Origin of the sequence: Knoellia locipacati (assembly GCF_007992835.1) — a bacterium.
In the GTDB taxonomy this organism is placed as follows: Bacteria; Actinomycetota; Actinomycetes; order Actinomycetales; family Dermatophilaceae; genus Knoellia; species Knoellia locipacati.
Genome location: NZ_BKBA01000012.1, coordinates 1 through 26,141, shown reverse-complemented (window position 1 = coordinate 26,141; position 26,141 = coordinate 1). Strand labels below are relative to the sequence as shown.

The 26,141-nt window shown below is 71.4% G+C and carries 22 protein-coding genes; 16 read left to right on the top strand and 6 right to left on the bottom strand.

What is annotated here, in order from left to right; translation table 11 throughout:
* Window positions 1-28 precede the first annotated feature (28 nt).
* The 3 genes from KLO01_RS15360 to KLO01_RS15350 form a co-directional block, all read right to left on the bottom strand.
* Complete coding sequence (locus KLO01_RS15360) at window positions 29-1,405, bottom strand: ABC transporter substrate-binding protein (protein WP_147066766.1); 1,377 nt, start codon at window positions 1,403-1,405, stop codon at window positions 29-31.
* A 200-nt stretch (window positions 1,406-1,605) separates the two neighbouring features.
* Window positions 1,606-4,047, bottom strand: coding sequence for a DNA gyrase/topoisomerase IV subunit A (locus KLO01_RS15355; protein ID WP_147066765.1), 2,442 nt, complete (start codon window positions 4,045-4,047; stop codon window positions 1,606-1,608).
* 69 nt (window positions 4,048-4,116) lie between these two features.
* The gene (locus tag KLO01_RS15350) at window positions 4,117-4,746 is read right to left on the bottom strand and encodes a nitroreductase family protein (protein WP_147066763.1); all 630 of its coding nucleotides are present in this window, start codon (window positions 4,744-4,746) and stop codon (window positions 4,117-4,119) included.
* A gap of 30 nt (window positions 4,747-4,776) precedes the next feature.
* On the opposite strand from KLO01_RS15350, the gene KLO01_RS15345 reads away from it, so the two are divergent.
* From KLO01_RS15345 to KLO01_RS15330, 4 genes are read left to right on the top strand one after another with little or no spacing between them, the layout of a single operon-like run.
* Window positions 4,777-7,440 (top strand): bifunctional acetate--CoA ligase family protein/GNAT family N-acetyltransferase, encoded by a 2,664-nt coding sequence (locus KLO01_RS15345; RefSeq protein ID WP_147066761.1) that lies wholly within the window; start codon window positions 4,777-4,779, stop codon window positions 7,438-7,440.
* 52 nt (window positions 7,441-7,492) lie between these two features.
* Complete coding sequence (locus tag KLO01_RS15340; protein WP_147066759.1) at window positions 7,493-8,098, top strand: DUF5998 family protein; 606 nt, start codon at window positions 7,493-7,495, stop codon at window positions 8,096-8,098.
* Window positions 8,099-8,106: 8 nt separating this feature from the next.
* Complete coding sequence (locus tag KLO01_RS15335; RefSeq protein WP_147066952.1) at window positions 8,107-9,279, top strand: alkaline phosphatase family protein; 1,173 nt, start codon at window positions 8,107-8,109, stop codon at window positions 9,277-9,279.
* Window positions 9,280-9,290: 11 nt separating this feature from the next.
* Entirely contained in the window at window positions 9,291-9,971 is a 681-nt protein-coding gene (locus KLO01_RS15330) for a thymidine kinase (protein WP_147066756.1), read from the top strand.
* Window positions 9,972-10,025: 54 nt separating this feature from the next.
* Here KLO01_RS15330 and sepH read toward each other — a convergent pair whose 3' ends face one another.
* The gene (sepH, locus tag KLO01_RS15325) at window positions 10,026-11,216 is read right to left on the bottom strand and encodes a septation protein SepH (protein ID WP_147066754.1); all 1,191 of its coding nucleotides are present in this window, start codon (window positions 11,214-11,216) and stop codon (window positions 10,026-10,028) included.
* Window positions 11,217-11,331: 115 nt separating this feature from the next.
* Here sepH and KLO01_RS15320 point away from each other — a divergent pair, with 115 nt between their 5' ends.
* The 7 genes from KLO01_RS15320 (at window position 11,332) to KLO01_RS15290 (ending at window position 16,163) form a co-directional block, all read left to right on the top strand.
* Window positions 11,332-12,450, top strand: coding sequence for a ferrochelatase (locus tag KLO01_RS15320; RefSeq protein WP_147066752.1), 1,119 nt, complete (start codon window positions 11,332-11,334; stop codon window positions 12,448-12,450).
* A 1-nt stretch (window position 12,451) separates the two neighbouring features.
* Window positions 12,452-13,300: an inositol monophosphatase family protein gene (locus KLO01_RS15315; protein WP_147066750.1), complete on the top strand. Its 849-nt coding sequence runs from the start codon at window positions 12,452-12,454 to the stop codon at window positions 13,298-13,300.
* A 157-nt stretch (window positions 13,301-13,457) separates the two neighbouring features.
* Entirely contained in the window at window positions 13,458-13,757 is a 300-nt protein-coding gene (locus tag KLO01_RS15310; RefSeq protein ID WP_035914068.1) for a DUF4193 domain-containing protein, read from the top strand.
* A 54-nt stretch (window positions 13,758-13,811) separates the two neighbouring features.
* On the top strand, window positions 13,812-14,309 hold the full coding sequence (gene dut / locus KLO01_RS15305; protein ID WP_147066748.1) for a dUTP diphosphatase: 498 nt from the start codon (window positions 13,812-13,814) through the stop codon (window positions 14,307-14,309).
* Window positions 14,306-15,079 carry a DUF3710 domain-containing protein gene (locus KLO01_RS15300; RefSeq protein WP_222611999.1) on the top strand — a complete coding sequence of 258 codons (774 nt, stop codon included), beginning with the start codon at window positions 14,306-14,308 and terminating at the stop codon, window positions 15,077-15,079. The genes dut and KLO01_RS15300 overlap by 4 nt, the downstream gene beginning before the upstream one ends.
* Window positions 15,079-15,447, top strand: a complete 369-nt coding sequence (locus KLO01_RS15295; protein ID WP_147066746.1) for an OB-fold nucleic acid binding domain-containing protein — start codon at window positions 15,079-15,081, stop codon at window positions 15,445-15,447. The genes KLO01_RS15300 and KLO01_RS15295 overlap by 1 nt, the downstream gene beginning before the upstream one ends.
* The gene (locus KLO01_RS15290; protein ID WP_147066744.1) at window positions 15,444-16,163 is read left to right on the top strand and encodes a DUF3159 domain-containing protein; all 720 of its coding nucleotides are present in this window, start codon (window positions 15,444-15,446) and stop codon (window positions 16,161-16,163) included. The genes KLO01_RS15295 and KLO01_RS15290 overlap by 4 nt, the downstream gene beginning before the upstream one ends.
* A 122-nt stretch (window positions 16,164-16,285) precedes the next feature.
* On the opposite strand, the gene KLO01_RS15285 is transcribed toward KLO01_RS15290, so the two are convergent.
* Entirely contained in the window at window positions 16,286-16,972 is a 687-nt protein-coding gene (locus KLO01_RS15285) for a potassium channel family protein (RefSeq protein WP_147066742.1), read from the bottom strand.
* A gap of 25 nt (window positions 16,973-16,997) precedes the next feature.
* A complete protein-coding gene (locus KLO01_RS15280; protein WP_147066740.1) occupies window positions 16,998-17,660 on the bottom strand; it encodes a potassium channel family protein in 663 nt (220 codons plus the stop codon).
* A 63-nt stretch (window positions 17,661-17,723) separates the two neighbouring features.
* Here KLO01_RS15280 and KLO01_RS15275 point away from each other — a divergent pair, with 63 nt between their 5' ends.
* The 5 genes from KLO01_RS15275 to KLO01_RS15255 all read left to right on the top strand — a co-directional run bounded on the left by KLO01_RS15275 (window position 17,724) and on the right by KLO01_RS15255 (window position 25,929).
* Complete coding sequence (locus tag KLO01_RS15275; RefSeq protein WP_371860280.1) at window positions 17,724-19,733, top strand: APC family permease; 2,010 nt, start codon at window positions 17,724-17,726, stop codon at window positions 19,731-19,733.
* Window positions 19,730-21,034, top strand: a complete 1,305-nt coding sequence (locus KLO01_RS15270; RefSeq protein WP_147066738.1) for a class I SAM-dependent RNA methyltransferase — start codon at window positions 19,730-19,732, stop codon at window positions 21,032-21,034. The genes KLO01_RS15275 and KLO01_RS15270 overlap by 4 nt, the downstream gene beginning before the upstream one ends.
* Window positions 21,031-21,930, top strand: coding sequence for a hypothetical protein (locus tag KLO01_RS15265; protein WP_147066736.1), 900 nt, complete (start codon window positions 21,031-21,033; stop codon window positions 21,928-21,930). Before KLO01_RS15270 ends, KLO01_RS15265 begins: the two co-directional genes overlap by 4 nt.
* Window positions 21,931-21,976: 46 nt before the next feature.
* Entirely contained in the window at window positions 21,977-24,775 is a 2,799-nt protein-coding gene (gene acnA, locus KLO01_RS15260; RefSeq protein WP_147066734.1) for an aconitate hydratase AcnA, read from the top strand.
* A gap of 191 nt (window positions 24,776-24,966) precedes the next feature.
* Window positions 24,967-25,929, top strand: a complete 963-nt coding sequence (locus tag KLO01_RS15255) for a hypothetical protein (RefSeq protein ID WP_147066731.1) — start codon at window positions 24,967-24,969, stop codon at window positions 25,927-25,929.
* Window positions 25,930-26,141: the final 212 nt, after the last annotated feature.

Sequence of the window (26,141 nt, the reverse complement as noted above, 5' to 3'; positions counted from 1 at the left end):
CCGCCTCGGCGGCCCGGTGCGGATCAGGTCAGGACTTGGGCCAGGAGTTCTCGATGTAGTCGAGGGTCGCCTTGTCGTCCTGCCCGGTGATCCAGTTGACCATGCCCTTCCAGAAGGTGCCCGCGCCGACGGCGCCCGGCATGAGGTCGGAGCCGTCGAACCGGAAGGTCGCGCTCTTGTCCGTCAGGGTCTTGGCGGACAGGTTGTCGATCGGGTTCTTGAGCAGCTCCGGGTCGACGTTGATGTTGGCCGTGAGGCAGCCGCCGGTGCCACAGGTCTTGGCACGCTCCGTGGCCCACTCGGTCGAGGAGAGGTAGGTCTGGAACGCCTTGACCTCGGGGGCGTCGCGGAAGGCCGCGGTGACCTCACCGGCGCCGAGCACCGGCTTGGTGGACTCGTCCTTGGCCGGCAGGTAGAAGGCCCAGACGTCGCCGTCCTCGGCGACCTTGGTGCCCTTGGGGAAGTTCGCCGAGTAGAACGAGGCCTGACGGTGCATGTAGCAGCTGCCGTCGAGGATCGGGAGACCCGCGTCCTGGAACGACGTCGAGGCGATGGTCTTGACGTCGCCCTGGCCACCGTTGACGTACTTCGGGTTCTTGAGGATCTTGCCGACCTCGGCGAGCGCCGTGGCGACGGCCGGGTCGTTGAACGGGATCTCGTGGGCGACCCACTTGTCGTAGACCTCGGGGCCCGCGGTGCGGAGCATGACGTCCTCGACCCAGTCGGTGGCCGGCCAGCCGGTGGCGTCACCGGACTCGATGCCGGCGCACCACGGCTTGGCGTCCGGGTTGTCGGTCGCGATCTTGTCGGTGAGCTTGAGCAGGTCGTCCCACGTCTTGGGGACCTCGTAGCCCTTGTCCTTGAACGCCGTGGGGGAGTACCAGACGTAGGACTTGACGTTGGCGCCGAGCGGGGCGGCGTAGAACTTGCCGTCGACCGTGCCGTAGGTCTTCCAGTCGGGCATGTTCTTGTCGACGTTGGCCTCGGTCTCCGGCGGGGCCGGGATGACCTTGCCGGTCGCCACGAGGGTCTTGAGCAGACCGGGCTGCGGGAGGTAGGCGATGTCGGGGGCGTTGCCACCCTTGACGCGCACGGAGATCTGGGCCTCCATCTCGCGCGAGCCTTCGTACTTGATCTTGACGCCGGTGCAGTCCTCGAACGGCTTGTAGGACGCGATGTGCGGCCCGTCCTCGGGGGCGACGATGGTCGTGTAGACCGTCACCGTCTTGCCCTTGAGGTCACCGAAGGTCTTGTAGGGAGCACAGTCGATCTTCGTGGCGCCCGAGTCCTTGCCGGCGTCGGTGCTGCCACCGTCATCGGACCCGCCGCACGCGGCGAGTCCGAGGGAGACCGTCGCGAGGGCCGCGAGGACCTTCGCCGAACGGCGCGTTGATTTGAGGGCCATTGCCCGCCTCCATCTGTTTGCGGTGGACGCGCCGTGGCCATGGCTTGGACCTCGGCGCTGAGGGTGATCCGCCTCGCAGTGTAAAAGCGGTTACATGCGCCCGTCAGCAGTTCTTGGAGATTGTCCGGTCACGATCCCGTAACGCGAGCGCCGACTCCGTGGCGCCGAGACGGCATACATGCGTATGCCGTGTGCACGTCTCACGCGGGAGGCGCGCCGATCCCGGTGATGACAGCGGAGCCCTGGATCCCCGAGCCGTCGCGGCGACCGTTGGCCTCGGGCAGCTCGATGGCGACGCCCCCGGCTCCGCTGGCGCGGGCGGGCGTGGCGCCGACCCACGCGAGCACGAGGGTGTCCTCGCCCTTGAGGAAGCGGTGCGCCCGGACGCCACCGGTGCCGCGGCCCTTGGCGGGGTACTCGGCGTAGGGGGTGGCCTTGATGGCACCGGGCTGCGTGCCCGGCAGCGCGTCGGCCGACCCGCTCGCGGTGACGACGACACCCTCGCGGCTCGGGTCGACGACACCGAAGAACGCGACCGACTGGCCCGTGGTGACCCGGATCCCGGCCATGCCCCCGGCGGTGCGTCCCTGGGGCCGGACCGCCGACGCGGGGAAGCGGAGCAGCTGGGCGTCGGTCGTGACGAAGACGAGGTCCTCGTCGCCGGTGACGACCTGGCCGGCGCCGACGACGGTGTCCCCGTCCTTGAGCGAGATGACCTCCCAGTCGTGCGACTTCGGCTGGTCGGGCGTGACCCGCTTGACGACGCCCTGGGCGGTGCCGAGGGCGAGCCCCGGACCGTCGGGGTCGAGCGAGACGACCGTGACCGGCTCCTCGCCGCGGGGGAGGTCGACGTAGGCCGCGAGCGGGGCGCCACCCGAGAGTGACGGGGCGCCACCGAGCGGCGGCAGGGTCGGGAGCTCGAGCGCGCTGATCCGGATCATCCGGCCCCGGCTCGTGACGAGTCCGACCTCACCGCGCGCGGTGGTGCGCACGGCGGCGATGACGGCGTCGTGCTTGGCGCGCGGCCCCTCGGCCGGGATCGGCTCGGCGTTGGAGGTGCGGGCGAGCAGCCCGGTCGAGGAGAGCAGCACGTGGCAGGGGTCGTCACTCACCTCGAGCGGCGCCGCGGTGCTTACCGGGTTGCCGGCGGACTCGAGCAGCACGGTGCGCCGGGGGGTGCCGTACTTCTTGGCGATCTCGGCGAGCTCGCTCGAGACGGTGCGGTGGAGCAGCTTCTCGTCGCCGAGGATGGCCTCGAGCTCCTCGATCTGCTTCTGCAGCTCGTCGCGCCGCTGCTCGAGCTCGAGCCGCGAGAACTTCGTCAGCCGGCGCAGCTGGAGGTCGAGGATGTGGTTGGCCTGGGTCTCGCTGAGGTCGAAGACGTCCATGAGGCGGGCCCGCGCGGTGGCGGTGTCCTCGCTGCCGCGGATGAGTTGGATGACCTCGTCGATGTCGAGGATCGCGATGAGGAGGCCCTCGACGAGGTGGAGCTGGTCCTGGGCCTTGCGCAGCCGGAAGGCCGTGCGCCGCCGCACGACGTCGATGCGGAACTCGACGTAGTGGCGCAGCAGGTCCTTGAGGCCCAGGGTCTGCGGCTGGCCGCCGACGAGCGCGACGTTGTTGATGCCGAACGAGTCCTCCATCGGCGTGAGCTTGTAGAGCTGCTCGAGCACGGCCTCGGGGTTGAAGCCGTTCTTGACCTCGATGACGAGCCGGAGACCGTGCTTCCTGTCGGTGAGGTCCTTGACGTCGCTGATGCCCTGGAGCTTCTTGCCCTGCACGAGGGTCTTCATCCGCTCGATGACCTTCTCGGGGCCGACGAGGTAGGGCAGCTCGGTGACGACGATGCCGGACTTGCGCGGTGTGATCTTCTCGATGCGTGCGGTCGCGCGGGTGCGGAACGTCCCCTTGCCGGTGAGGTAGGCGTCGCGGATGCCGTCGAGGCCGACGATCCGGCCGCCGAGCGGAAGGTCGGGGCCGGGGACGAACTTCATGAGGTCGTCGAGGCTGCAGTCCGGGTGCGCGATGAGGTGGCGGGCGGCACCGACGACCTCGACGAGGTTGTGCGGCGCCATGTTGGTCGCGAAGCCGACGGCGATGCCGGCCACGCCGTTGACGAGGAGGTTGGGGTAGGCCGCGGGCAGGACGCCGGGCTGGAGCAGCTGGTCGTCGTAGTTGGGGACGTAGTCGACCGTGTCCTCGTCGAGGCTGGCCGTCATCGTCAGGGCGGCCGGGGCGAGCCGGGCCTCGGTGTAGCGCGAGGCCGCGGGGCCGTCGTCGAGCGAGCCGAAGTTGCCGTGGCCGTCGACGAGCGGCAACCGCATCGTGAACGGCTGCGCCATCCGCACGAGGGCGTCGTAGATCGCGGTGTCGCCGTGCGGGTGGTACTTGCCCATGACGTCGCCGACGACGCGCGAGGACTTCACGTGGCCCCGGTCGGGGCGCAGCCCCATCTCGCTCATCGAGTAGAGGATGCGGCGCTGCACCGGCTTGAGGCCGTCACGCACGTCGGGCAGGGCGCGCGAGTGGATGACCGACACGGAGTACTCGAGGAAGGCGTTCTGCATCTCGAGCCCGACGTCGATGTCGACGATGTTCTCGGCGATCTCTTCGGGTGGAGTGCTGCTGGTGCGCTTGGCCATGGGGCGGTGCTGGTCCTCAGTGCTGTCGGTGCCTCGCGGAGGTGCTGCGAGCGATCGCCTCATCCTTCCTCACGGCTCCGACGGCCCCGACCCCGACGCGCCGAACCTCCCGAGGTGGAGCACGTCACCCAGGGGCCTGCGCCCGCGCCGCAGCGAGGGGCTGCGGACCCGTTGCGCCTCGTGACCCAACGCGATGACGCCGACGATCCGGCGGTCGGGAGGGACGGCATACGCGGCCCTGACCGCGTCGTGGCGCGGCCCCGGGACGCCGAAGAAGAGCGCGCCGAGCCCGGCGTCGATCGCCCCGAGCAGCACGATCATCGCCGCCATGGCGGTGTCCGTGTCCCAGTAGGGGACGGGCCAGCGGTCGGGCGAGCGGTCCGTCCAGCCCTTGTCGGGCTCGGCGTAGCGGTCGAGGTATGCCGTCCGGTCCGAGAGCATGACCAGCAGCACCGGGGCGGCGGAGACGCCGCGCAGCCACGCGTCGGGCGTCGCCTCGCCCTCGCGGCTCGCCTCCCAGAACCGATCCCGGTCGGCCGGCTCGACGAGGGCGAGGACGTCCCAGCCCTGCGTGTGCCCGGCGCTCGGGGCGTGCTGCGCGAGCCGGACGAGCCGGGTCACCGTGTCGAGCGGGACTGCGCGGTCGGGGTCGAAGCGCCGCACCATCCGGCGTCGCGACACCGCGTCGATGAGATCCATGCCCCCATCGTCTCGTGACACGATTGCGGCATGACCCAGCACGTCGAGCTCCCGCCGGGCTATCCGGTGCAGTGGGAGGCCGACGTCGTGCTTCGCGACGGGAGCGTGGCCCACCTGCGGCCGATCCGCCCGTCGGACGAGGCGGCGATCCACGAGTTCCACTCGCGCCAGTCCGAGGAGTCGATCTACCTCCGGTTCTTCGCACCGCTCAAGCGGCTGTCCGACAAGGACGTCCACCGCTTCACCCACGTGGACTACGAGGACCGCGTGGCGCTCGTGCTCACGCTGCGCGAGGACATCATCGGGATCGGTCGCTACGACCGGATCGAGCCGGGCTCGGCCGAGGTCGCGTTCAACGTCAGCGACCACTACCAGGGCCGCGGCGTCGGGTCGGTCCTCCTCGAGCACCTCGCCGCCATCGCGCAGGAGTTCGGCATCACCCGCTTCACCGCCGAGGTGCTGCCGCAGAACCGCAAGATGCTCACCGTCTTCTCGGAGGCCGGCTACGAGGTCACCCGCAAGGTCGAGGACGGCGTGGTCGCCCTCCACTTCGACATCGAGCCGACGGACCGGTCCAAGGCCGTGGCGATGTCGCGCGAGCACCGCGCCGAGGCGATCAGCGTGAGCCGGATCCTGCGGCCCCGCACGGTCGCCGTCATCGGTGCGGGGCGCTCCGAGAAGTCGATGGGCCACCACTTCCTCAAGAACCTCCTCGACGCCGGGTTCACCGGTGAGGCGCACCCGGTCAACGCCAAGGCACGCAAGATCCTGGGGCGGACGGCATACGACACGATCGCGGACGTCCCCGGCCCGGTCGACCTGGCCGTGGTCGCGGTCCCGGCCGAGAAGGTCCTCAAGGTCGTCGACGACTGCGCCGCGGCGGGCGTGGGGGCGCTGCTCGTCGTCAGCTCCGGCTTCGGTGAGGGCGGGGGAGAGGGCGACGAGCTGCAGGCCGAGCTCGTGCGCCGGGTCCGCGGCTCGGGCATGCGGATCGTCGGCCCCAACTCGTTCGGGCTCATCAACACCGACAAGGACTTCTCGCTCAACGTCTCGCTGTCGCCGTCGATGCCCCCGCACGGGCACCTCGGGCTCTTCGCGCAGTCGGGTGCGCTCGGCATCGCGGTGCTCGCCTCGGCGGCCCGCCGCAACCTCGGGATCTCGGTCTTCGCCTCCGCGGGCAACCGCGTCGACGTGTCCGGCAACGACCTCATGCAGTACTGGATCGACGACGACGAGACGCACGCCGTCGGGCTCTACCTCGAGTCGATGGGCAACCCGCGCAAGTTCTCGCGGATCGCGCGCAACCTCGGGCTCATCAAGCCGGTCATCGTCGTGCAGTCCGGTGTCTCGTCCTACGGCGTCCCGCCCGGGCACCGGGTCCGCTCGACCAAGGTCCGGCCGGCCGTGTTCGCCGCGATGCTCCGTCAGGCCGGGACGATCCGCGTGTCCAACGTGCACCAGATGTTCGACGTCGCCCAGCTGCTCGTCCACCAGCCGCTGCCAGCCGGGCGCCGGATCGCGATCGTCGGCAACTCGGCGGCGCTGGGGGCGCTGTCCGCGGGCGCCGTGGCCGGGCGGGGCCTCACCGTCACGCACGGCCCGGTCAGCCTGCCGACCGAGGCCACGGTCGAGGAGTTCCGCGAGGCACTCGCGCGCGCGTTCGACGACCCCGACGTCGACTCGGTGCTCACCTGCTTCATCCCGCCGATCGTCGCGCACGACGAGGACGTCACCGAGGCGGTGCGGATGGCCGCGCGCGGCTCCGACAAGACCTGTGTCGCCACGTTCCTCGGCATGCGGGGCGTGGACTCGTCGACCTCGATGGACGAGGGCGGCACGGGGCAGGCCATCCCGATCTACGCGATGCCGGAGGACGCGGCCTACGCTCTCGCCAAGGCCACCAAGTACGCCGAGTGGCGCAAGAAGGACCACGGGATCCCGGTCGCCCCGGCCGGCATCAACCGCCGTGTCGCGGAGGACGTCGTCCAGACGGTGCTCTCGGTGAGCCCCGAGGGGCGCCGGCTCGACCCCGACGAGACCGCCGCGCTCCTCACGGCATACGGGATCGAGGTCTGGCCCTCCCGCAAGGCGACGAGCGTCGAGGAGGCGGTGGCCGCCGCCGAGGCCATCGGCTACCCCGTGGTGCTCAAGTCGACGGCGCCGATGCTGCGGCACCAGGGCGGTGTCACGGGCGTGCGCGTGGACCTCGGGGGAGAGCAGGCGGTCCGCGAGGCGTGGGCGTCGCTGCACGAGCGGCTGTCGCCGCTGGCCGCGGGACAGCTCGAGGTCCAGCGGATGGCGACCCCGGGCGTGGCGTGCGTCGTCACCGCCGACGAGGACGCGCTGTTCGGGCCGGTCGTGAGCTTCGGGGTGTCCGGGCTGCCGACCGAGCTGCTCGACGACATCGCGCACCGGATTCCGCCGCTCACCGACGTCGCGGTCTCCGAGCTCATCTCGTCGGTCAAGGCCGCTCCCGTGCTCCACGGCCACCGTGGGTCGACGCCCGTCCACCGGGCGGCGCTCGCGGACCTCATCGCCCGGGTCTCGGTCATCAGCGACGACATGCCCGAGGTGGTCTCGCTCAAGCTCAACCCGGTCAACGCCCATCCCGGCGGCGTCCAGGTGCTCGGCGCCGAGGTCACGGTGGCACCGGTCGCGCGCCGGGCCGACCCCGGGCGGCGCTCGCTCACCTGAGCCGTTCCCCGGCGTGGGAGGCCGATGTCGCCCGGTGCGGCAGAATGGGGGCATGAAGCGCACGTTCGACGTCCCGACCCTGCCGGGCGACCTCACCGATGCGATCGAGCGCGCCGGCTACTACCCGGCGCTCGTCGCCGACGTGGTCTCCGCGGCCCTGGCCGGTGAGGACGTGCTCTCGCACCTCGTCCACCTCGAGACGACCTTCGACCGCGACGTCATCCGTCGCCACGTCACCGTGCTCGTGCTCACCTCCTCACGGCTCGTCATCGCGCACGCCGACGACCACGCCGACGAGGGTGCGGTGAGTGGCGCCAGCACCGCCGAGGGCGAGGTCGCGACCGCGACGACCGAGAGCATCCCGCTGTCGGCGGTCCGCGGCGTCATGCTGACCCACGTCGTCCCCGACCCCCAGAACTACGTGCCCGGCTCCCTCGGCCGCGAGCTGACGCTCACCCTCGGCTGGGGTGCGGTGAGCCGCGTCGACCTGCTGCCCGCCACGTGTGGTGAGCCCGGCTGCGACGCCGACCACGGCTACGACGGCACGATCTCGAGCGACGACATCGCCCTGCGCGTGTCGGCCACCGCCGACGGTGACCCGGCCCTGCGGCAGGCGATCTCGTTCGCGCATGCGCTCTCGGCCTCGCTCGGCGAGTGACGGCAGGCATGCCGGCGGGCGGGCCGGGGGGCGCGCCGGCGCCCGCGCCGGCCTACGGCGAGGGCGGTCTCGGCGACGTCCTGCCCTCGGTCGTCTCGGCGCTCGGCGTGGGGGAGCCGGCCGGCGACGAGGGGCTCCCGGCTCGCTGGGTCCTGCCGCCGGCGAGGAGCGCCGTCGTCGTGCTCGTCGACGGGCTGGGCTACGACCTGCTCCGGCGCCGTGGTGGGCATGCGCCGTGGCTGCGGGGACAGTTCGGCGCGGGGCGGCGCATCGCGTCGGGCTTCCCGTCGACGACCCCGGTCTCGATGGGGTCGTTCGGGACAGGCCTTTCCCCGGGCTCTCACGGGCTCGTGGGGTTCGAGGTGCTCGTCCCCGGCGAGGATCGGCTGCTCAACGAGCTGTCCTGGGAGGACGGCCCCGTGCCCGAGCGCTGGCAGCCGCGCAGGACGTGGTTCGAGCGGGCCGCCGGTGCGGGCCTCGACGTGGTCCGCATCGGGCCGGGGTTCTTCGACGGGTCCGGGCTGACGCGGGCTGCCCTGCGCGGTGGGCGCTTCGTCGCGGCGCAGTCGCTCGACGCCCGGGTCGACGCCACGCTGGCGCACGCACGCACCAAGCAGCGCACCCTGACCTACCTCTACTGGGGCGAGCTCGACAAGGTCGGGCACGTCCACGGCTGCCAGTCGTGGCAGTGGGGTGACGAGCTCGAGACGATCGACCGGGCCCTGGCGCGGCTGGCCCAGGGCCTGCCCGACGACTGCTCGCTGACGATCACCGCCGACCACGGCATGGTCGACGTGCCGATGGCCAACCGCCTCGACCTCGCCCACGACACGGAGCTGGCCGCCGGGGTGCGCCACTCCGGTGGTGAGCCGCGGGCTCCGCAGCTCTACTGCGAGCCCGGAGCCACCGACGACGTCCTCGCGACGTGGCAGGCGCGGATCGGGAGCTTCGCGTGGGTGCTGTCCCGGGAGCAGGCCGTGGCCGAAGGCCTGTTCGGAGCGGTGCACGACGAGCACCTGGCACGCATCGGCGACGTCGTCGTCGCGATGCGGGACGACCACGCCGTCGTCGACTCACGCCACCACCGACCCGAGCTCCTCGCCCTCATCGGGCTGCACGGGTCGCTCACCGACGACGAGGTGCCCGTGCCGATGTTCCACGTCGCGGCGCGGTCGACATAAGGTGTCGCCTCGTGGCTGAGCTCGTCTTCTTCTCGGGAACGATGGACTGTGGCAAGTCGACCCTTGCCCTCCAGATGGACCACAACCACCGGGCGCGCTCCCGGGTCGGGCTGATCTTCACCAAGCTCGACCGGATGGGCGAGTCGGTGCTGTCCTCGCGGCTCGGCCTCTCCACCCAGGCCCACGAGGTCGGTGACGACCTCGACTTCTGGGACGTTGTCGTCGAGCACCTCACCCACGCCCAGCGGGTCGACTACCTCATCTGTGACGAGGCGCAGTTCTACACCGCCGCCCAGATCGAGCAGCTCGCCCGCATCGTCGACGAGCTCGGCATCGACGTGAACTGCTTCGGCATCACCGCCGACTTCCGCACCGAGCTCTTCCCCGGGTCCAAGCGCCTGTTCGAGCTCGCCGACCGCGTCCAGGTGCTCCAGGTCGCGGCCCTGTGCTGGTGCGGTGACCGCGCCACCCACAACGCCCGCATCATCGACGGCGTCATGGTGGTCGAGGGCGAGCAGGTCGTCGTCGGCGACACGGCCACCGCGAGCGACACGCTCGTCGAGTACGAGGTGCTCTGCCGGCGTCACTACATGCGGCGGATGAGCAGCCACGCTGCACGGCTGGCGTCGACCACGCCGGACGTGCTGCCGTTCGACGACCTCGACGTCTGCCCGGTGCCGCCCCGCGGCTGAGCTCGGCTGGGGCGTGGGCCCTCTCGCACGTGTCAGCCGTGGGTGGTGGGTGGCTCAGGCGCCGCCGCGTCCTCCGCCGAACATGATGTCGTCCCAGCTCGGGACGCTCTTGCGACCGCTCTTGCGTCCCGTGCTCCTGCGAGCGGGGGCCGGTGCCGGGGTGGGCTCGGGCGTGGAGTCCTCGACCTCGTCCTCGACCTCGTCCTCCGCCTCGTCGGCGGGCTCCTCGGGCAGGTCCTCGTCGGACTCGACGTCGTGCAGCGCGTCCATGCGGGCCAGGTGGACGAGGTCGTCCTCGGTGACGGTGCCGGCGCGCTCGTCGAGGTGGGCGGCGATGGGGTGGGCGCCGCGGGCCGCAGGGGGCTCCGGAGCCTCGGCCGGGTCGCCCACGAGCTCCTCGAGCGGCAGGGCGTCCTCGCGAGGAGCCTCGTCGCCCGGGGTGCGGGTCGGGGTGGACCGGGTGCGGCCACGGCCACGGCGCGAGCGGCTGGACTGCTCGCGCATCGCCGCCATGAGGTCGATCGGCTCGCGTGCCGAGTCCTTGCGGGCGGGGCGCGGGTCGTCGACGCCACCCTCGGCCTCGACGTCGAAGACGGCACTCGCCGGGTTGGCGGTCGTCGCGATGTGCGGCGTCGGGATGGCCGAGTCGCTCCGTGCCTCCTCGCTGAGCCAGCGGGCCTCGTCGTTGGTGGCCAGCAGCGACTTGAGCCGGGGGTCGAAGGTCCAGGCGCCGGCGCGCTCACGCCCACCGGCGGGGAAGGTCGCGGTGACGGTCCAGCGACCGTCGTCGAGCCGGGCCGAGTCCCAGCGCACGAGCTCGCCGGGGACGCCGCGCTCCTTGAAGCGCTCGTCGGCCCGTGAGCCCAGCGTCTGCTCGGTGACCGTGCCTGCGCTCGGACCCGAGGTGAGGCGCACCGTGCCGATGACGCAGGCGCGGGCCTGGTTGGCGATGTACTCGCGCTCGGCGAGCACAGGGCCCTCGAACCGCTGCACCTTCTCGACCGTCCAGCCGGCGCGGTCGGCGACCTCCTCGGTCGAGAGGCCGGAGCGGATGAGGGACTGGACGTCGCGGGGACGCAGGCCGCCGTCGATCTCGATCTGGAGCTGCCCCAGACGGGGGCGGTCGCGGCGGGCCGCCGCGCGCATGGCCTCGTCGAGGGGTGCCCGGTAGCGCTGGCCCTCGACGTCGGAGAGGAGGACGTGGTCGCCGTCCTCGTGGACGCCGATGAGACGAAGGTCCTTCATCAGTGATCTCCCGGGCTGTGGTCTGGACACCCTCGACTGTGCCACCTTCGACCCCTGTTCCAAAGCAGCCCACGCCGGGCGCCACTCCTCATCCGGGGCTCGTTAGGTTGTGGGTATGCCGATCCAGTCCGACGAGGACGCCCTCGCCCCCTATGACGCCGTCCTCCTGCTCTCCTTCGGTGGCCCCGAGGCGCCCGAGGAGGTCATGCCGTTCCTGCGTCGCGTGACCGCCGGGCGCGACATCCCCGAGGAGCGCCTCGAGGAGGTGGCCACCCACTACCACCACTTCGGTGGCCGCAGCCCGATCAACGACCAGAACCGCGCCCTGCTCGCCGCGCTCGAGACCGAGATCGCCGGTCGCGGCTCGGCGGTCCCGGTCCTCTGGGGCAACCGCAACAGCGACCCGTTCGTCACCGACACGCTCCGTGCGGCCCGGGCCGAGGGCCTGCTGCGCCTGTGCGTGGTCGTGACGTCGGCCTACTCGTCGTACTCCGGCTGCCGTCAGTACCGCGAGGACCTCGCCGCCGCGACCGACGAGCTCGGCATCGCCGCCGCCGACCTCGTCATCGACAAGATCCGGCCCTACGCGCTGCACCCCGGCTTCGTCGCCGTCAACACCGAGCACCTCGTCGAGACCGTCGAGGCCATCCCCGACCTCGACCCCGCCACGACCCGGCTGCTCTTCGTCACGCACTCGGTCCCCAACGCCATGGACGACACCTCTGGCCCGGGTGACGGCGACGGCAACCTCTACGTCGAGCAGCACCTGCGCACCGGCCGTCTCGTCGCGCAGGGGCTGGCCGAGCGCACGGGCACCTCGCTCGAGCACGAGCTCGTCTTCTGCTCGCGCTCCGGCAGCCCGCGCACGCCGTGGCTCGAACCCGACGTCAACGACCGCATCGAGGAGCTCGCCGCCGAGGGCGTGCGGACCGTGGTCGTCGCACCGATCGGCTTCGTCTCCGACCACATGGAGGTCGTCAACGACCTCGACCGCGAGGCCAAGGAGACGGCCGACCGCGTGGACGTCCGCTTCGCCCGGGTCCCCACTGCCGGCACCCACCCGCTCTTCGTCGAGGCGCTCGTCGACCTCGTCCACGAGCGGGCCGCCGAGGCCCGCGACGAGCTCGTGGTGCCCGCCCAGGCCGACGGCGGCGACGTGCGGCCCTCGATCTGCGCCGGCGGCTGCTGCCCGAACCTGCGCGCCGCCAAGCCGGCGCTCTGCGGGCGGGACTGACATGGACCTCACGCTCCCCGACGACACCCTCGCGGCCGCCCTCGAGGCCCTCGCCGCCGACGTCGCCCGCTCCGCCGGCCGTCTCGTGGTCGACGAACGGCCCGACGCCGTCGAGGTCGCGGCGACCAAGTCGACCGCCACCGACGTCGTCACCGCGATGGACCAGGCCTCGCAGGACCACCTCCTGGCGCGGTTGCGCGAGGCCCGCCCCGACGACGCGGTCCTCGGCGAGGAGGACGGGGGAGCGACCGGCACCTCCGGCATCACCTGGGTCATCGACCCGATCGACGGGACCGTCAACTACCTCTACGGCATACCTGCGTATGCCGTGTCCGTCGCCGCCGTGGTCGGCGACCCGTCCGTCCCGGGTGGGTGGCGTCCCTTCGCGGGCGTGGTCTTCAACCCGGTGACCGACGAGCTCTTCAGCGCCCGCGCGGGAGCCGGCGCACGCCTCGTCGTCGGCGAGAGCCAGCGCCCCTTGGCGCCGACCGCCTGCGACTCGCTCGGCCAGGCCCTCGTGGCCACGGGGTTCGGGTATGCCGCGGAGCGCCGTGAGCGTCAGGGTCGCCTCGTGCTCGACCTCCTCCCGCAGATCCGCGACATCCGCCGGGCGGGCAGCGCCGCCCTCGACCTGTGCGCCGTGGCCGCGGGTCGGGTCGACGCCTACTACGAGACCGGGCTCAACCCCTGGGACCTCGCCGCCGGGTGGCTCGTCGCCCTCGAGGCGGGCGTCCACGTCGGCGGGTTCGACGGGCCGGGCGAGGCGCTCACGTGGGCCTGCGCCCCCGGGCTCGCCGACGCCTTCCCGGACGTCGTCGAAACGGGGACGCGGCGGCACCTGGAGGGCTAGTCTCAGCCCCGCCGTGGCGGGAAACTCGCCGATGGTGCACAATCGCCGCTCGCACGGGCACAAAATCGCCGGTCCATGCGTTGACTGGGCGAAGCAGGACCGTCAGTGTCCCGGAACTGCCTCCGGAACTGACCACAGGACTTTGGAAAGGAGCGCAATGGCGACTGACTACGACGCGCCACGCAAGACCGACGACGAGCTGTCCGAGGACTCCATCGAGGAGCTCAAGACTCGTCGCAACGACAAGCGATCCTCCAGCGTGGATGTCGACGAGACCGAGCAGGCCGAGGGCTTCGAGCTCCCGGGCGCCGACCTCTCGGGCGAGGAGATGTCGGTGCGGGTCATCCCGCGTCAGGCCGACGAGTTCACGTGTTCGCGGTGCTTCCTCGTGCATCACCGCAGCCAGCTGGCGTCCGAGAAGAACGGCCAGATGATCTGCAGCGAGTGCGCCGCCTGAGCGGTGCAGACACGCGGTCCGCGAGGGCCTGAGACCGAGATAGGGTCAGTCCCCGTGACTGGCCCTTCTCGCATTCCGGTGACCTTCCGCAGGCTCACTCCGGAAGCCCGCATCCCGGCATACGCGTCCGATGGTGACGCCGGGGCGGACCTCACCGCGGTGGCGAGCGTGACGCTCGCCCCGGGGGAGCGGGCCCTCGTCCCGACCGGCATCGCGATCGCGCTGCCGGCGGGCACCGTCGGGCTCGTCCACCCGAGGTCCGGCCTCGCGGCGCGGCACGGGATCACCGTCGTCAACGCGCCGGGGACGGTGGACTCGGGCTACCGGGGAGAGATCCTCGTCAACCTCGTCAACCTCGACCCGCGCGAGGACTTCACCGTCGAGGTGGGCGACCGGATCGCCCAGCTCGTCGTGCAGGAATACCTCCACGCCGAGTTCTCCGAGGCCGACTCGCTCCCGGAGAGCGTCCGGGGGGACACTGGACATGGATCCACCGGGGGATTCGGAACGAGTACCCCACTTGACCCTTTTGAGGAAGTGACCACGCAGTGAGCATCTTTCGCCGGCGCAAGGCCGATGCGGAGACCGCGGCAGACGCCGGGACCGACACCGAGCTCGACGTCGTCGACGGGGCCGAGGACGTCGACACCGACGCGCCCGAGGTGACCCCGGACGCGCCCGTCGACCGCACCTCCGGTCCCTACGACGCCACCGAGGTCGAGGACGACGACGGCCGGCTCGACCTGGGTTCGCTGCGCATCCGCGGCGCCGAGGGCATGGAGCTCCGGCTCGAGATCGACCAGGAGCAGCAGCACGTCGTGGCCGCGACCGCCGTGTTCGGCGAGTCCGCCCTCCAGCTGCAGGCCTTCGCGGCACCCCGCTCCGGTGGCGTCTGGGCCGACATCCGCACCGAGATCGGCGCCGCCATCGAGACGCAGGGCGGCACCGCCGACCTCGAGGACGGCCCGCTCGGCACCGAGCTCCGCACCCGCATGCCCAGCGCCGGCCCCGACGGCCGCACGGTCTTCGCCCCGGCGCGCTTCCTCGGTGTCGATGGCCCGCGCTGGTTCCTGCGCGGTGTCATCTCCGGTCGCGGCGCGATCGACGACGACGCCGCCGCCCCGCTGCTCGAGGTGTTCCGCGAGACCGTCGTCGTCCGCGGCAGCGACCCGATGGCTCCGCGCGAGCTGCTCCCGCTGCGCCTGCCGCAGGAGGAGGCCACCCCGATGCCCGAGGCGCCGGGCGCACCGGACGCCGGTCCCACGTCGACCGACGACCTCAACCCCTTCGAACGCGGACCAGAGATCACCGAGGTGAGGTGATGGGCCTCAAGGAGCGCATCCGCGACCTGACCCGGACCGACGCGCAGCTCGAGGCGGCCGAGATCCGCGAGCGCACGCTGTCGGACCCCGACGCCGCCGTGGCCTGTGCCGGTGAGCTCGTCGAGCGTCGCCCCGCCAAGGTCGCCGGGTGCATCCGCTGCATCACGATCCCGCCGAAGCAGAGCGTGCCGGTCCTCGTGGCCGAGCTCTTCGATGGTGAGCGCTCGGTCAACCTCGTGTGGGTGGGCCGGCGCCGGATCGCTGGTATCGACCCCGGTGTCTTCCTCACGGCCGAGGGCCGGATCGCCAAGGTCAAGGGCCAGCCCACGATCTTCAACCCGACCTACCAGATCGTCCCGACCAAGTGAGCCGCGACGCGACCCCCGAGGTGACGCCGACCGAGCGCACGAGCGACGAGACGGTCGAGGAGCTCATCCGGCACCGCCTGTCGACGGCGCTCGGTGGGTGGCGCGGCTCGGTCGAGACCGCCCTGCCCACGATCGCCTTCATCGGTGTCTGGTCGTGGCGACAGGACCTCAAGCTCGCCGTGTGGTGCGCGGTCGGCGTGGCCGTCGTGCTCGCCATCGCCCGCCTCGTGCAGCGCTCGAGCCTGCAGCACGTGCTCGGAGCCGTCTTCGCCACCGCGCTGGCCGCCTTCTTCGCGATGCGCAGCGGCAAGGCCGAGGACGCCTTCCTGCCGGGCATGCTGCTCTCGGGCGGCTACCTCGTCGGCACGGTCGTCTCGATCCTCGTGCGCTGGCCGGTCGTCGGCTTCCTCGTCGGGGCCGGTGACCCCCGCGCCGCCGAGGACCCGTTCGGCTGGCGCCGCGACTCCGGCATGGTCCGGGTCTGCTCGCGGCTCACCTGGGTCCTCGTCGCGCTGTATGCCGTGCGCCTGTCGATCCAGGTCCCGCTCTACCTCGCCGCCCAGGTGGAGGCTCTCGGCGTCGCCAAGATCGTCCTCGGCTGGCCGCTGTGGATCGGCGGCGTGGCCGTCATGGGCTGGCTGCTCGTCCGCGGCAACACGCCCCAGGAGCTCGAGGCCGTCCGCGACACGGCTGCTCGCGCCTCCGACGCCGACTGACCACCAGCCGCAACTGATTGCCCCACCGCGAGCCCGGTCGCTCCAACTGATTGCCCCACCGGGAGGCGAAGCCTCCCGGTGGGGCAATCAGTTGCAGAGCCAGGGGCCTCCCGGTGGGGCAATCAGTCGTCGATCTCGCGCTTCTGACGGGTGCCGGGGCTGAGCATCGACTCGAGGTCGGACTCGCCGTCCGTCGTCGTGATGAAGAGCAGCTCGTCGAGCGGCTCGAGGGCGTCGTCGCGGCTCGGCGCGATGGGGTGCCCGCCGCGGATGATGCCGGTGAGTACCGTGTCGGGAGGGAAGGCGATGTCGCCGACCCGGGTGCCGGCATACGGGCTCCCGGCCGGCAGTGTCATCTCGACCATGGCGGCGCGACCCTGCTGGAACTCGAAGATCCGCACGAGGTCACCCACGGAGACGGCCTCCTCGATGAGGGCCGTCATGAGGCGCGGCGTCGAGACGGCGACGTCGACACCCCACGCGTCGTCGAACATCCACTCGTTCTTGGGGTTGTTGACGCGGGCGACGGTGCGCGGCACGCCGAACTCGGTCTTGGCGAGCAGCGAGACGACGAGGTTGGCCTTGTCGTCACCGGTCGCGGCGACGACGACGTCGCAGTCGGCGACCCCGGCCTCGGTGAGGGCCGTGAGCTCGCACGCGTCGGCCTGGAGCCAGGCGGCGTCGGGGACCTTGGCGACCCGCTCGCCGTCGGCCTCGCGGTCGATGAGGAGCAGCTGGTGGCCGTTGCGGATGAGCTCGCGGGCGATGGAGCGGCCCACGCTCCCGGCCCCGGCGATGACGACGCGCATGTGCTTGTCCTTGGGTGTCGTGAGGTCAGTGCGCCGGGGGAGCGGCGTCGAGGGTTCGCTCGGCCTCGGCGAGGCGGGCGCGGTCGAGCGAGAAGTGGATGAGGTCACCGTCCTGGTAGACGGTGTCGCGGGTGGGGATCATGCCCTCGCCGAGGCGGCTCACGTAGGCGACGCGTCCGCCCACGACCTCCTCGATCTCCATGACGCGGCGACCCACCCACGCGGGGTTGACCGGCATCTCGGCGATGACGACGCGACCACTGGGGTCGGTGTACTCGGGCACGTGGCCCTGGGGGAGCAGGCGGCGCAGGACCTGGTCGCTCGTCCACTTCACCGTGGCGACGGTGGGGATGCCGAGGCGCTGGTAGATCTCGGCGCGGCCCGGGTCGTAGATGCGGGCGACGACGTTCTCGACGCCGAACTTCTCGCGCGCCACCCGGGCCGCGAGGATGTTGGAGTTGTCACCGCTCGAGACCGCTGCGAAGGCGTACGCACCGGAGATCCCGGCCTCGCGCAGGGTGTCGCGGTCGAAGCCGACCCCCACGACACGGCGTCCCTCGAAGGAGGCGCCGAGCCGGCGGAACGCCGACTCGTCCTGGTCGATGATGGCGACCTCGTGGCCGGCTCGCTCGAGAGCCCTGGCCAGTGAGGCGCCGACGCGGCCGCAGCCCATGATGACGAAATGCACGATCAGACGCTACACCGGCTCACCGTGGCCGCGAGGGGGCGCGCGGGTGCATAGAGTGGCGCCGTGAGTTCCTCTGGCCGCGTGGTCAAACGCGTCATCCTCGGCCGGGCCATGCGCTCGGACCGGCTGGGCGAGACCCTTCTCCCCAAGCGCATCGCCCTCCCCGTCTTCGCGAGCGACGCGCTCTCGTCCGTCGCCTACGCCCCGGACGAGATCCTGCTCACCCTCGGGATGGCAGGTGGGGCCCTGGCGCTCACCAGCTCGTGGAAGATCGCCCTCGCCGTCGTCGCGGTCATGGTGGTCGTCATCCTCAGCTACCGGCAGAACGTCCACGCCTACCCGTCGGGCGGTGGCGACTACGAGGTGGCCAGCGTCAACCTCGGCCCCAAGGCGGGGCTCACGGTGGGCAGCGCCCTGCTCGTCGACTACGTCCTCACGGTCGCGGTGTCGGTCTCCTCCGGGGTCCAGAACGCCGCCTCCGCCTTCGAGTTCGTCCGCGGGCACGAGGCCGTGGTCGCCGTCGTCATCATCGGACTGCTCACGGCGATGAACCTGCGCGGGGTCCGCGAGTCCGGTGCCGCGTTCGCGATCCCCGTCTACCTCTTCATGGTGGCGGTCCTCGGCATGGCGCTCGTCGGGCTCTACCGCCAGCTCACCGGGACGCTGCCCGGCGCCGAGAGCGCGCCGCTCGAGCTGGCCCCGGAGCCGGGCTACGAGACGATCGGCGGCATCGCCCTCGTCTTCCTCCTGCTGCGCGCCTTCTCGTCGGGGTGTGCCGCCCTCACCGGTGTCGAGGCCATCTCCAACGGCGTCCCCGCGTTCAAGAAGCCCAAGAGCCGCAACGCCGCCACGACGCTCGTCCTCATGGGCGCCATGTCCATCACGATGCTCATCTCGATGGTCACGCTGTCCCGCTGGACCGACGTCCACTTCGCCGAGGACCCCTCCCGCCAGCTGCTGCGCGACGGGGTGCCGGTCGGTGACAGCTATGTCCAGGACACGGTCATGGGCCAGGTGTCCAAGGCGGTCTTCTCCGGCTTCGACCTCGGCATCCTCTTCGTGTCGATCACGACGGGCCTCATCCTCGTGCTCGCCGCCAACACGGCGTTCAACGGCTTCCCGGTGCTGGGCTCGATCCTCGCCCGCGACGGCTTCCTCCCGCGCCAGCTGCACACCCGTGGCGACCGGCTGGCCTTCTCCAACGGCATCATCATCCTGGCCGCGGCCGCCGCCGGCCTCGTCGTCCTCTACGACGCCGAGGTCACGCGGCTCATCCAGCTCTACATCGTCGGCGTGTTCGTCTCGTTCACGCTGAGCCAGATCGGCATGGTCCGGCACTGGAACCGCGACCTGCGGCTCGAGAAGTCGCCCGTCGCCAGGGCCCGGATGATGCGCAGCCGGGCGATCAACGCCGTCGGCGCGACGATGTCCGGCACCGTCCTCGTCGTCGTGCTCATCACGAAGTTCACCCACGGCGCCGGATACGCCATCGCCGCCATGGTCGTGCTCTTCCTCCTCATGACGCGCATCCGCAAGCACTACGACCGCGTCCGCGACGAGCTGCGCGTCGAGGAGTCCGACACCAAGCAGCAGATGCTGCCCTCCCGTGTGCACGCCATCGTGCTCGTGTCCAAGATCCACAAGCCGACGTTGCGCGCCCTCGCCTACGCCCGGGCCACGCGACCCTCGATCCTCGAGGCCCTCACCGTCGACGTCGACCCCGAGGAGACCAAGGCGCTGCAGGCCGAGTGGGACCGCCGCCAGATCCCGCTCCCGCTCAAGGCCCTCGACAGCCCCTACCGCGAGATCACCCGGCCGGTCGTCGACTACGTCAAGTCGATCCGCTCGGGCAGCCCGCGCGACATCGTCGTCGTCTACATCCCCGAGTACGTCCTCGGCCACTGGTGGGAGCAGGCCCTGCACAACCAGAGCGCGCTGCGCCTCAAGGGCCGCCTGCTCTTCACGCCCGGCGTCATGGTGTCGAGCGTGCCCTGGCAGCTCGCGTCCTCGGCGGGCATGGAGGAGCGCCTCGACGGACCGGTGGCCGGCGACGTCCGGCGCGGCGAGGGATGAGCGAGTCCCAGCCCCCGGTCGCGGCGGACGAGCTCTCCGTGGGCAACGAGGTCGTCGTCGAGGCCGGGCCGATCGCGCACGGCGGCTTCGTCGTCGCGCGCCACGAGGGCCGTGTCCTCTTCGTCCGGCACGCCATCTCGGGGGAGCGGGTCCGCGCCCGCGTCACCGAGGGCGGTCCCGGCGACCGCTTCCTGCGTGCGGACGCGGTCGAGGTCCTCGAGCCGTCGCCCGCACGTGTCGAACCTCCCTGCCCGTATGCCGGTCCCGGCCTCTGCGGTGGCTGCGACTTCCAGCACGTCGCCGTCCCGGAGCAGCGACGGCTCAAGGCCGCCGTCGTCGAGGAGCAGCTGCGCCGCCTGGCCCACGTCGAGCGTGACGTCGTCGTCGAGCCGGTGCCGGGCGACGTCGACGGCCTGCGCTGGCGCACCCGCACCGAGTTCGCCGTCGACGAGTCCGGTCGCGCGGGCATGCGGCGGCACCGCAGCCACGACCTCATCCCCGTCGACGACTGCCTCATCGCGAACGAGCAGGTCGTGGGCACCGGTGTCCTGCAGGGCCACTGGCCCGGGGAGAAGGCCGTCGACGTCGTCGCGCCCACCGACGGTCCCGCGGTCGTCGTGCGGGTGCCCTCCGACGAGGCGGTCGCACCTGTCGTCACCGAGACCGTTGCGGCACAGAACCTCTCGCGCGAGTTCGACGTCAGCGCGCGCGGCTTCTGGCAGGTCCACCCCGGTGCCGCCGCGACCTTCGTCGACGCCGTCATCGACGGTCTCCAGCCTCAGCCGGGGGAGCGCTGCCTCGACCTCTATGCCGGCGTGGGCGTGTTTGCCTCCGCGCTGGCCGAGGCCGTGGGCCCGTCCGGTCAGGTCGTCGCCGTCGAGTCCGACGCGGTCGCCGTGGCACAGGCCGGGCTCAACGTCGAGCGCACCCCGTGGGTGCACTACATCCAGGGCCAGGTCGACCACGTCTTCGGCGTCGAGTCGACCGGTCGGGTCGCAGGCTCGCGCAAGGGCCGGCGCCGCAGCGCGCCGCGGCGGCCGCACGGCCAGCTCCCGCCCAGCGCCGACCTCGTCATCCTCGACCCGCCGCGCACCGGCGCCGGCAAGGCCGTCGTCGGCGCCGTCGTCGCCCTGCGTCCGCGCGCCCTGGCCTACGTCGCCTGCGACCCGGCAGCGCTCGCCCGGGACACGGCATACCTCATGGAGCGGGGCTACGCGCTCACCTCGCTGCGAGCCTTCGACGCGTTCCCGATGACGCACCACGTCGAGTGCGTCGCGATCTTCGAGCCGGCGCCTGCGTGAGCGCCGACAGGGCCTACCGCGTCCTCGACGCCGGCACGCGTGCGTGGTGGCGCACGGTGGGGCGCCGGGTCGACCTCGACGGTGAGCACGCGTGGCTGCGCGCCCCGGCCGCCGAGGCAGGTGTCATCGGGCCGTCGTGGCTCGACGCGGCAGCCGCCGCGGTGTCCGGGACGGTCGAGCGCGGCGGCGAGAGAGGCCTCGTTCCTGACCTCGCGGCGCTCGACGGACCCGGCTTCTCGGCGGACGACCTCGCGCCGGACGTCCGTGACTTCTACGAGCGGACCGGCGCGTGGACGATGGACGCGTGGTCGAGCTGGTCTCCGCTGTTCCAGCCCGGGGGCATGCTCGTCGAGCACCTCTTCGGGCGCCGGCTCCAGCAGCTCGCCCTGCCGGTCCAGCCGCTGGACGTGAGCCACGGGATCGACAGCGAGATCGTCGGGATCGTCGACGGACAGGGTCGCCAGGTCTCGGCCGCGTGGCTGCGTCGCCTCCGCCGCACTGGCCAGTTCCTCTTCAGCGGTGCGTATGCCGTCCGCTCGCTTCCCGGCGCCGCTCGCCCGAGCGTGCACGTGACCTTCCCGCTCGAGAAGGGCAACGTGCAGGTCTTCCTGCGGCCCGAGGTGCGGGCCGACGGAGCCCTCGTCCTGTCGTCCGCGAGCCGGGCGTTCGGCCGTGACGGTGCCTACGTCGTCGTCCACGGGTCACGGGGTGAGGCCTGGGCCGCCCGCGTGCCGATCCACGAGGAGTTCGTCGTCCACGTCGACGACCGCGGCGAGCTGAGGACCGACCACGAGCTGCGCGTCGGGAGGGCGCGGGCACTGCGTCTCCACTACCGGATGCGGCGTGGGAAGGTTGGACAGCAGGACTCCTCGACTAGTATCTTGACGTCAAGATAACTCGGTGGACCGACACACGCGATGACGCGCGGAAGGGAGCAGGCTCGTGACGAGCACTGACAGCTTCAAGGCACACGGCGAACTCCAGGTGGGCGACAAGGCCTACGACATCTACCGCCTCGCGGCGGTCGAGGGGAGCGAGACGCTTCCCTACAGCCTCAAGGTTCTCCTCGAGAACCTCCTGCGCACCGAGGACGGCGCCAACATCACGGCCGACCACATCCGCGCCCTCGGCGGCTGGGACGAGAACGCCCAGCCCGACACCGAGATCCAGTTCACGCCGGGTCGCGTGATCATGCAGGACTTCACCGGCGTCCCCTGCGTCGTCGACCTCGCCACCATGCGTGAGGCCGTCGCCGACCTCGGCGGCAACCCGGAGAAGATCAACCCGCTCGCGCCGGCCGAGCTCGTCATCGACCACTCGGTGATCATCGACGTGTTCGGTCGCTCGGACGCCTTCGAGCGCAACGTCGAGATCGAGTACCAGCGCAACAACGAGCGCTACAAGTTCCTGCGCTGGGGCCAGACGGCGTTCGACGACTTCAAGGTCGTCCCCCCGGGCACCGGCATCGTGCACCAGGTCAACATCGAGCACCTCGCGCGCACGGTCATGACCCGCGAGGTCGACGGTCGCACCGTCGCCTACCCCGACACCTGCGTCGGCACCGACAGCCACACGACGATGGTCAACGGCCTCGGCGTCCTCGGCTGGGGCGTCGGCGGCATCGAGGCCGAGGCGGCCATGCTCGGCCAGCCCGTCTCGATGCTCATCCCGCGCGTCGTCGGGTTCAAGCTCTCCGGGTCCGTGCCCCAGGGCGCCACGGCGACCGACGTCGTCCTCACGATCACCGAGATGCTGCGCAAGCACGGCGTCGTCGGCAAGTTCGTCGAGTTCTACGGCGAGGGCGTCTCCGCCGTCCCGCTGGCCAACCGCGCCACGATCGGCAACATGAGCCCCGAGTTCGGCTCGACCTGCGCGATCTTCCCGATCGACGACGTGACGCTCGAGTACCTCCGCCTCACCGGTCGCTCCGAGGAGTCGGTGGCCCTCGTCGAGGCCTACGCCAAGGAGCAGGGCCTGTGGCTCAACGCCGGCCCCGACCAGCCCGAGGCGCGCTACTCCGAGCGTCTCGAGCTCGACCTGTCGACGGTCGTCCCGTCGATCGCCGGCCCGAAGCGTCCCCAGGACCGCATCGCGCTGTCCGACGCCAAGGAGTCCTTCCGCAAGGTCCTCCCGACCTACGTCTCGCACGAGGAGGGTGACGACGGCACGGCGAGCTCGTTCCCCGCGAGCGACCCCACGCCGCAGGGCTCGCCCGACGGTCAGAACGGTGGGGACAAGCCGGCCTACCAGGGCAGCGGCTCCGACCGTCCGACCAAGAAGGTCGCGCTGACGATCAACGGCCAGGCGACCGAGGTCGACCACGGCATCGTCGCGATCGCCTCGATCACGTCGTGCACCAACACGTCCAACCCGTCGGTGATGATGGCGGCTGCGATGCTCGCCAAGAACGCCGTCGAGCGCGGCCTGTCGGTGGCCCCGTGGGTCAAGACGTCGATGGCGCCGGGCTCCAAGGTCGTCACGGGCTACTACGAGAAGGCCGGCATGTGGCCCTACCTCGAGAAGCTCGGCTTCCACCTCGTCGGCTACGGCTGCACGACGTGCATCGGCAACTCGGGCCCGATCATCGACGAGGTGAGCAAGGCCGTGAACGACAACGACCTCGCCGTCGTCTCGGTCCTCTCGGGCAACCGCAACTTCGAGGGACGCATCAACCCCGACGTGAAGATGAACTACCTCGCGTCGCCGCCGCTCGTCATCGCCTACGCCCTCGCCGGCACGATGGACTTCGACTTCGAGACCGACTCGCTGGGCAAGGACACCGACGGCAACGACGTCTTCCTCAAGGACATCTGGCCCAGCCCGAACGACGTCGAGGCGACCATCGCCGGTGCGATCAGCCAGAAGCTGTTCACCGACGACTACGCCGACGTCTTCGCCGGTGACGAGCGCTGGCAGGGCCTGCCCACCCCCGAGGGCAACACCTTCGACTGGGACGCCGGCTCGACCTACGTCCGCAAGCCTCCGTACTTCGACGGCATGCAGATGGAGACCACGCCGGTCACCGACATCGAGGGCGCCCGCGTCCTCGCCAAGCTGGGCGACTCGGTCACGACCGACCACATCAGCCCTGCTGGCGCGATCAAGACCGACAGCCCCGCCGGCAAGTACCTCGCCGACCACGGCGTCGAGCGCAAGGACTTCAACTCCTACGGCTCGCGACGCGGCAACCACGAGATCATGATCCGCGGCACGTTCGCCAACATCCGCCTCAAGAACCTCCTGCTCGACGGGGTCGAGGGTGGCTTCACCCGCGACTTCACCCAGGGCGGCGAGCAGAGCACGATCTTCGACGCGTCGGCGAACTACCAGGCCGAGGGCATCCCGCTCGTCATCCTGGCCGGCAAGGAGTACGGCTCGGGCAGCTCGCGTGACTGGGCCGCCAAGGGCACCGCACTCCTCGGCGTGCGCGCGGTCATCACCGAGAGCTACGAGCGCATCCACCGCTCCAACCTCATCGGCATGGGCGTCCTGCCGCTGCAGTTCCCGGAGGGTCAGAACGCCGAGTCGCTCGGCCTCGACGGCACCGAGACCTTCTCGGTCACCGGCGTCACCGAGCTCAACGAGGGCCGCACGCCCAAGACGGTCAAGGTCGTCGCGTCCAAGGAGGGTGGTGAGGACGTCTCGTTCGACGCCGTCCTGCGCATCGACACTCCCGGTGAGGCCGACTACTACCGCAACGGTGGCATCCTCCAGTACGTCCTTCGGTCGCTCGTGAAGTAGCGAGACCCGTCGCACAGACCACGACGCCGGTATGCCGTGAGCCACGGCATACCGGCGTCTCTCGTTGAGCGGTGCTCACGGTGCGGATCATGACCCGAGTGCTGAGAAACCACCCGTTCGGGGGATAGCCGCGGCGGTCCTGACTACGCTGAAGTGGGGAGGAACCAGTCTTGGACTAGTTCTGTAGGGGGGTGAAGTCGATGATCGCGTGGTCCCGTCGCGTCAGCCTGACCAGGCTGTTGCTGTGCGCCGGCTTCATCGCCTGCGGCTTCGTCCTCGCGTCCTGGACGAGTGCCCGTGCCGACGACCGAGGGCTGCTGGGGGCGGTGACGACGTCGGTCCCGACGGTCGAGCGGGTGCTCGAGACCGCGACGACGACCGTGGCCGGGACGACGGCCGCGACGCCGGCATCTCCGGTGGCCGAGGTCGTGACGAAGCCCGTCGTCGAGGTCGCGGCCGTGGTCGCGAAGCCCGCGCGAGTGGTCGACGTGACTGCTCAGGCAGCGGTGACGTCGACCCGCAAAGCGTTGTCGCACACCACTTCTCGCGTCGTCAGCACCGTGAAGCAGGCAGCCCCGGTCACGAGCCCGGTGCTCGAGCCGGTCGCCGCGGTCGTGGCTCCCGTCCTCGGGACGTCGGACGCCGACACGTCCCTGGAGGTCCCTGTCGTCGACGACGTGCTCGACGTCATCGCTCCCGCGGCGCCGGTGGTGCCCGTTCCCGCAGCCCCCGTGGCTGCGGCCGAGCCGTGGGCGCCGCACGTCGTCGTCGCGACCGACCTCCCGGGTGTCGTGGCTGCGCCCACCGTGGGCGGCAGCGTGGCCGCCGGGCCTTCGTCGACTGTCGGTGTCGAGGACGCGTCAGCTGCGGTCAGCGACGTGCCGACGCCCAGTCGTGCCGGCGCGGTCGACGCCTCCCCGTCGACTGCGCCGGCCGGAGCCCCGGGCCCGGGGCCGTTCGCGCCCGGGCCGGCTCCCGGACTCACGGGTGTCTCCGGTGGCTCTGCGTCCACCCGGTCCTCCGGCGGCGGCGTGGATGTCGCCCTGACGCCTGAGGTGTTCGCTCTGCCCCACAGCCGTTGTCCCGCAGCGCCGTCGCGCGCGCTCTCACTCCCGACCGGCCCCGTCCTGGAGCCGGGTTCCCGACCTGGTTGATGCCGCTCCGGCGCCTCTCGTGGCGCCGTCCGAGCAGTGCCCGCACCTGCGGGCGTCCACGCATCAACCAGGAAAGGAACGACCATGCACGCATACATGAGACGAGGGCTCCAGATCTCCCTCGTGGTCGGTGGGGGGATCCTCTTCTCCGCCCAGGCCCACGCGGACGACACCAGCGGTACGCAGAGTCTCCTCGGGGGAAATCAGGTGGT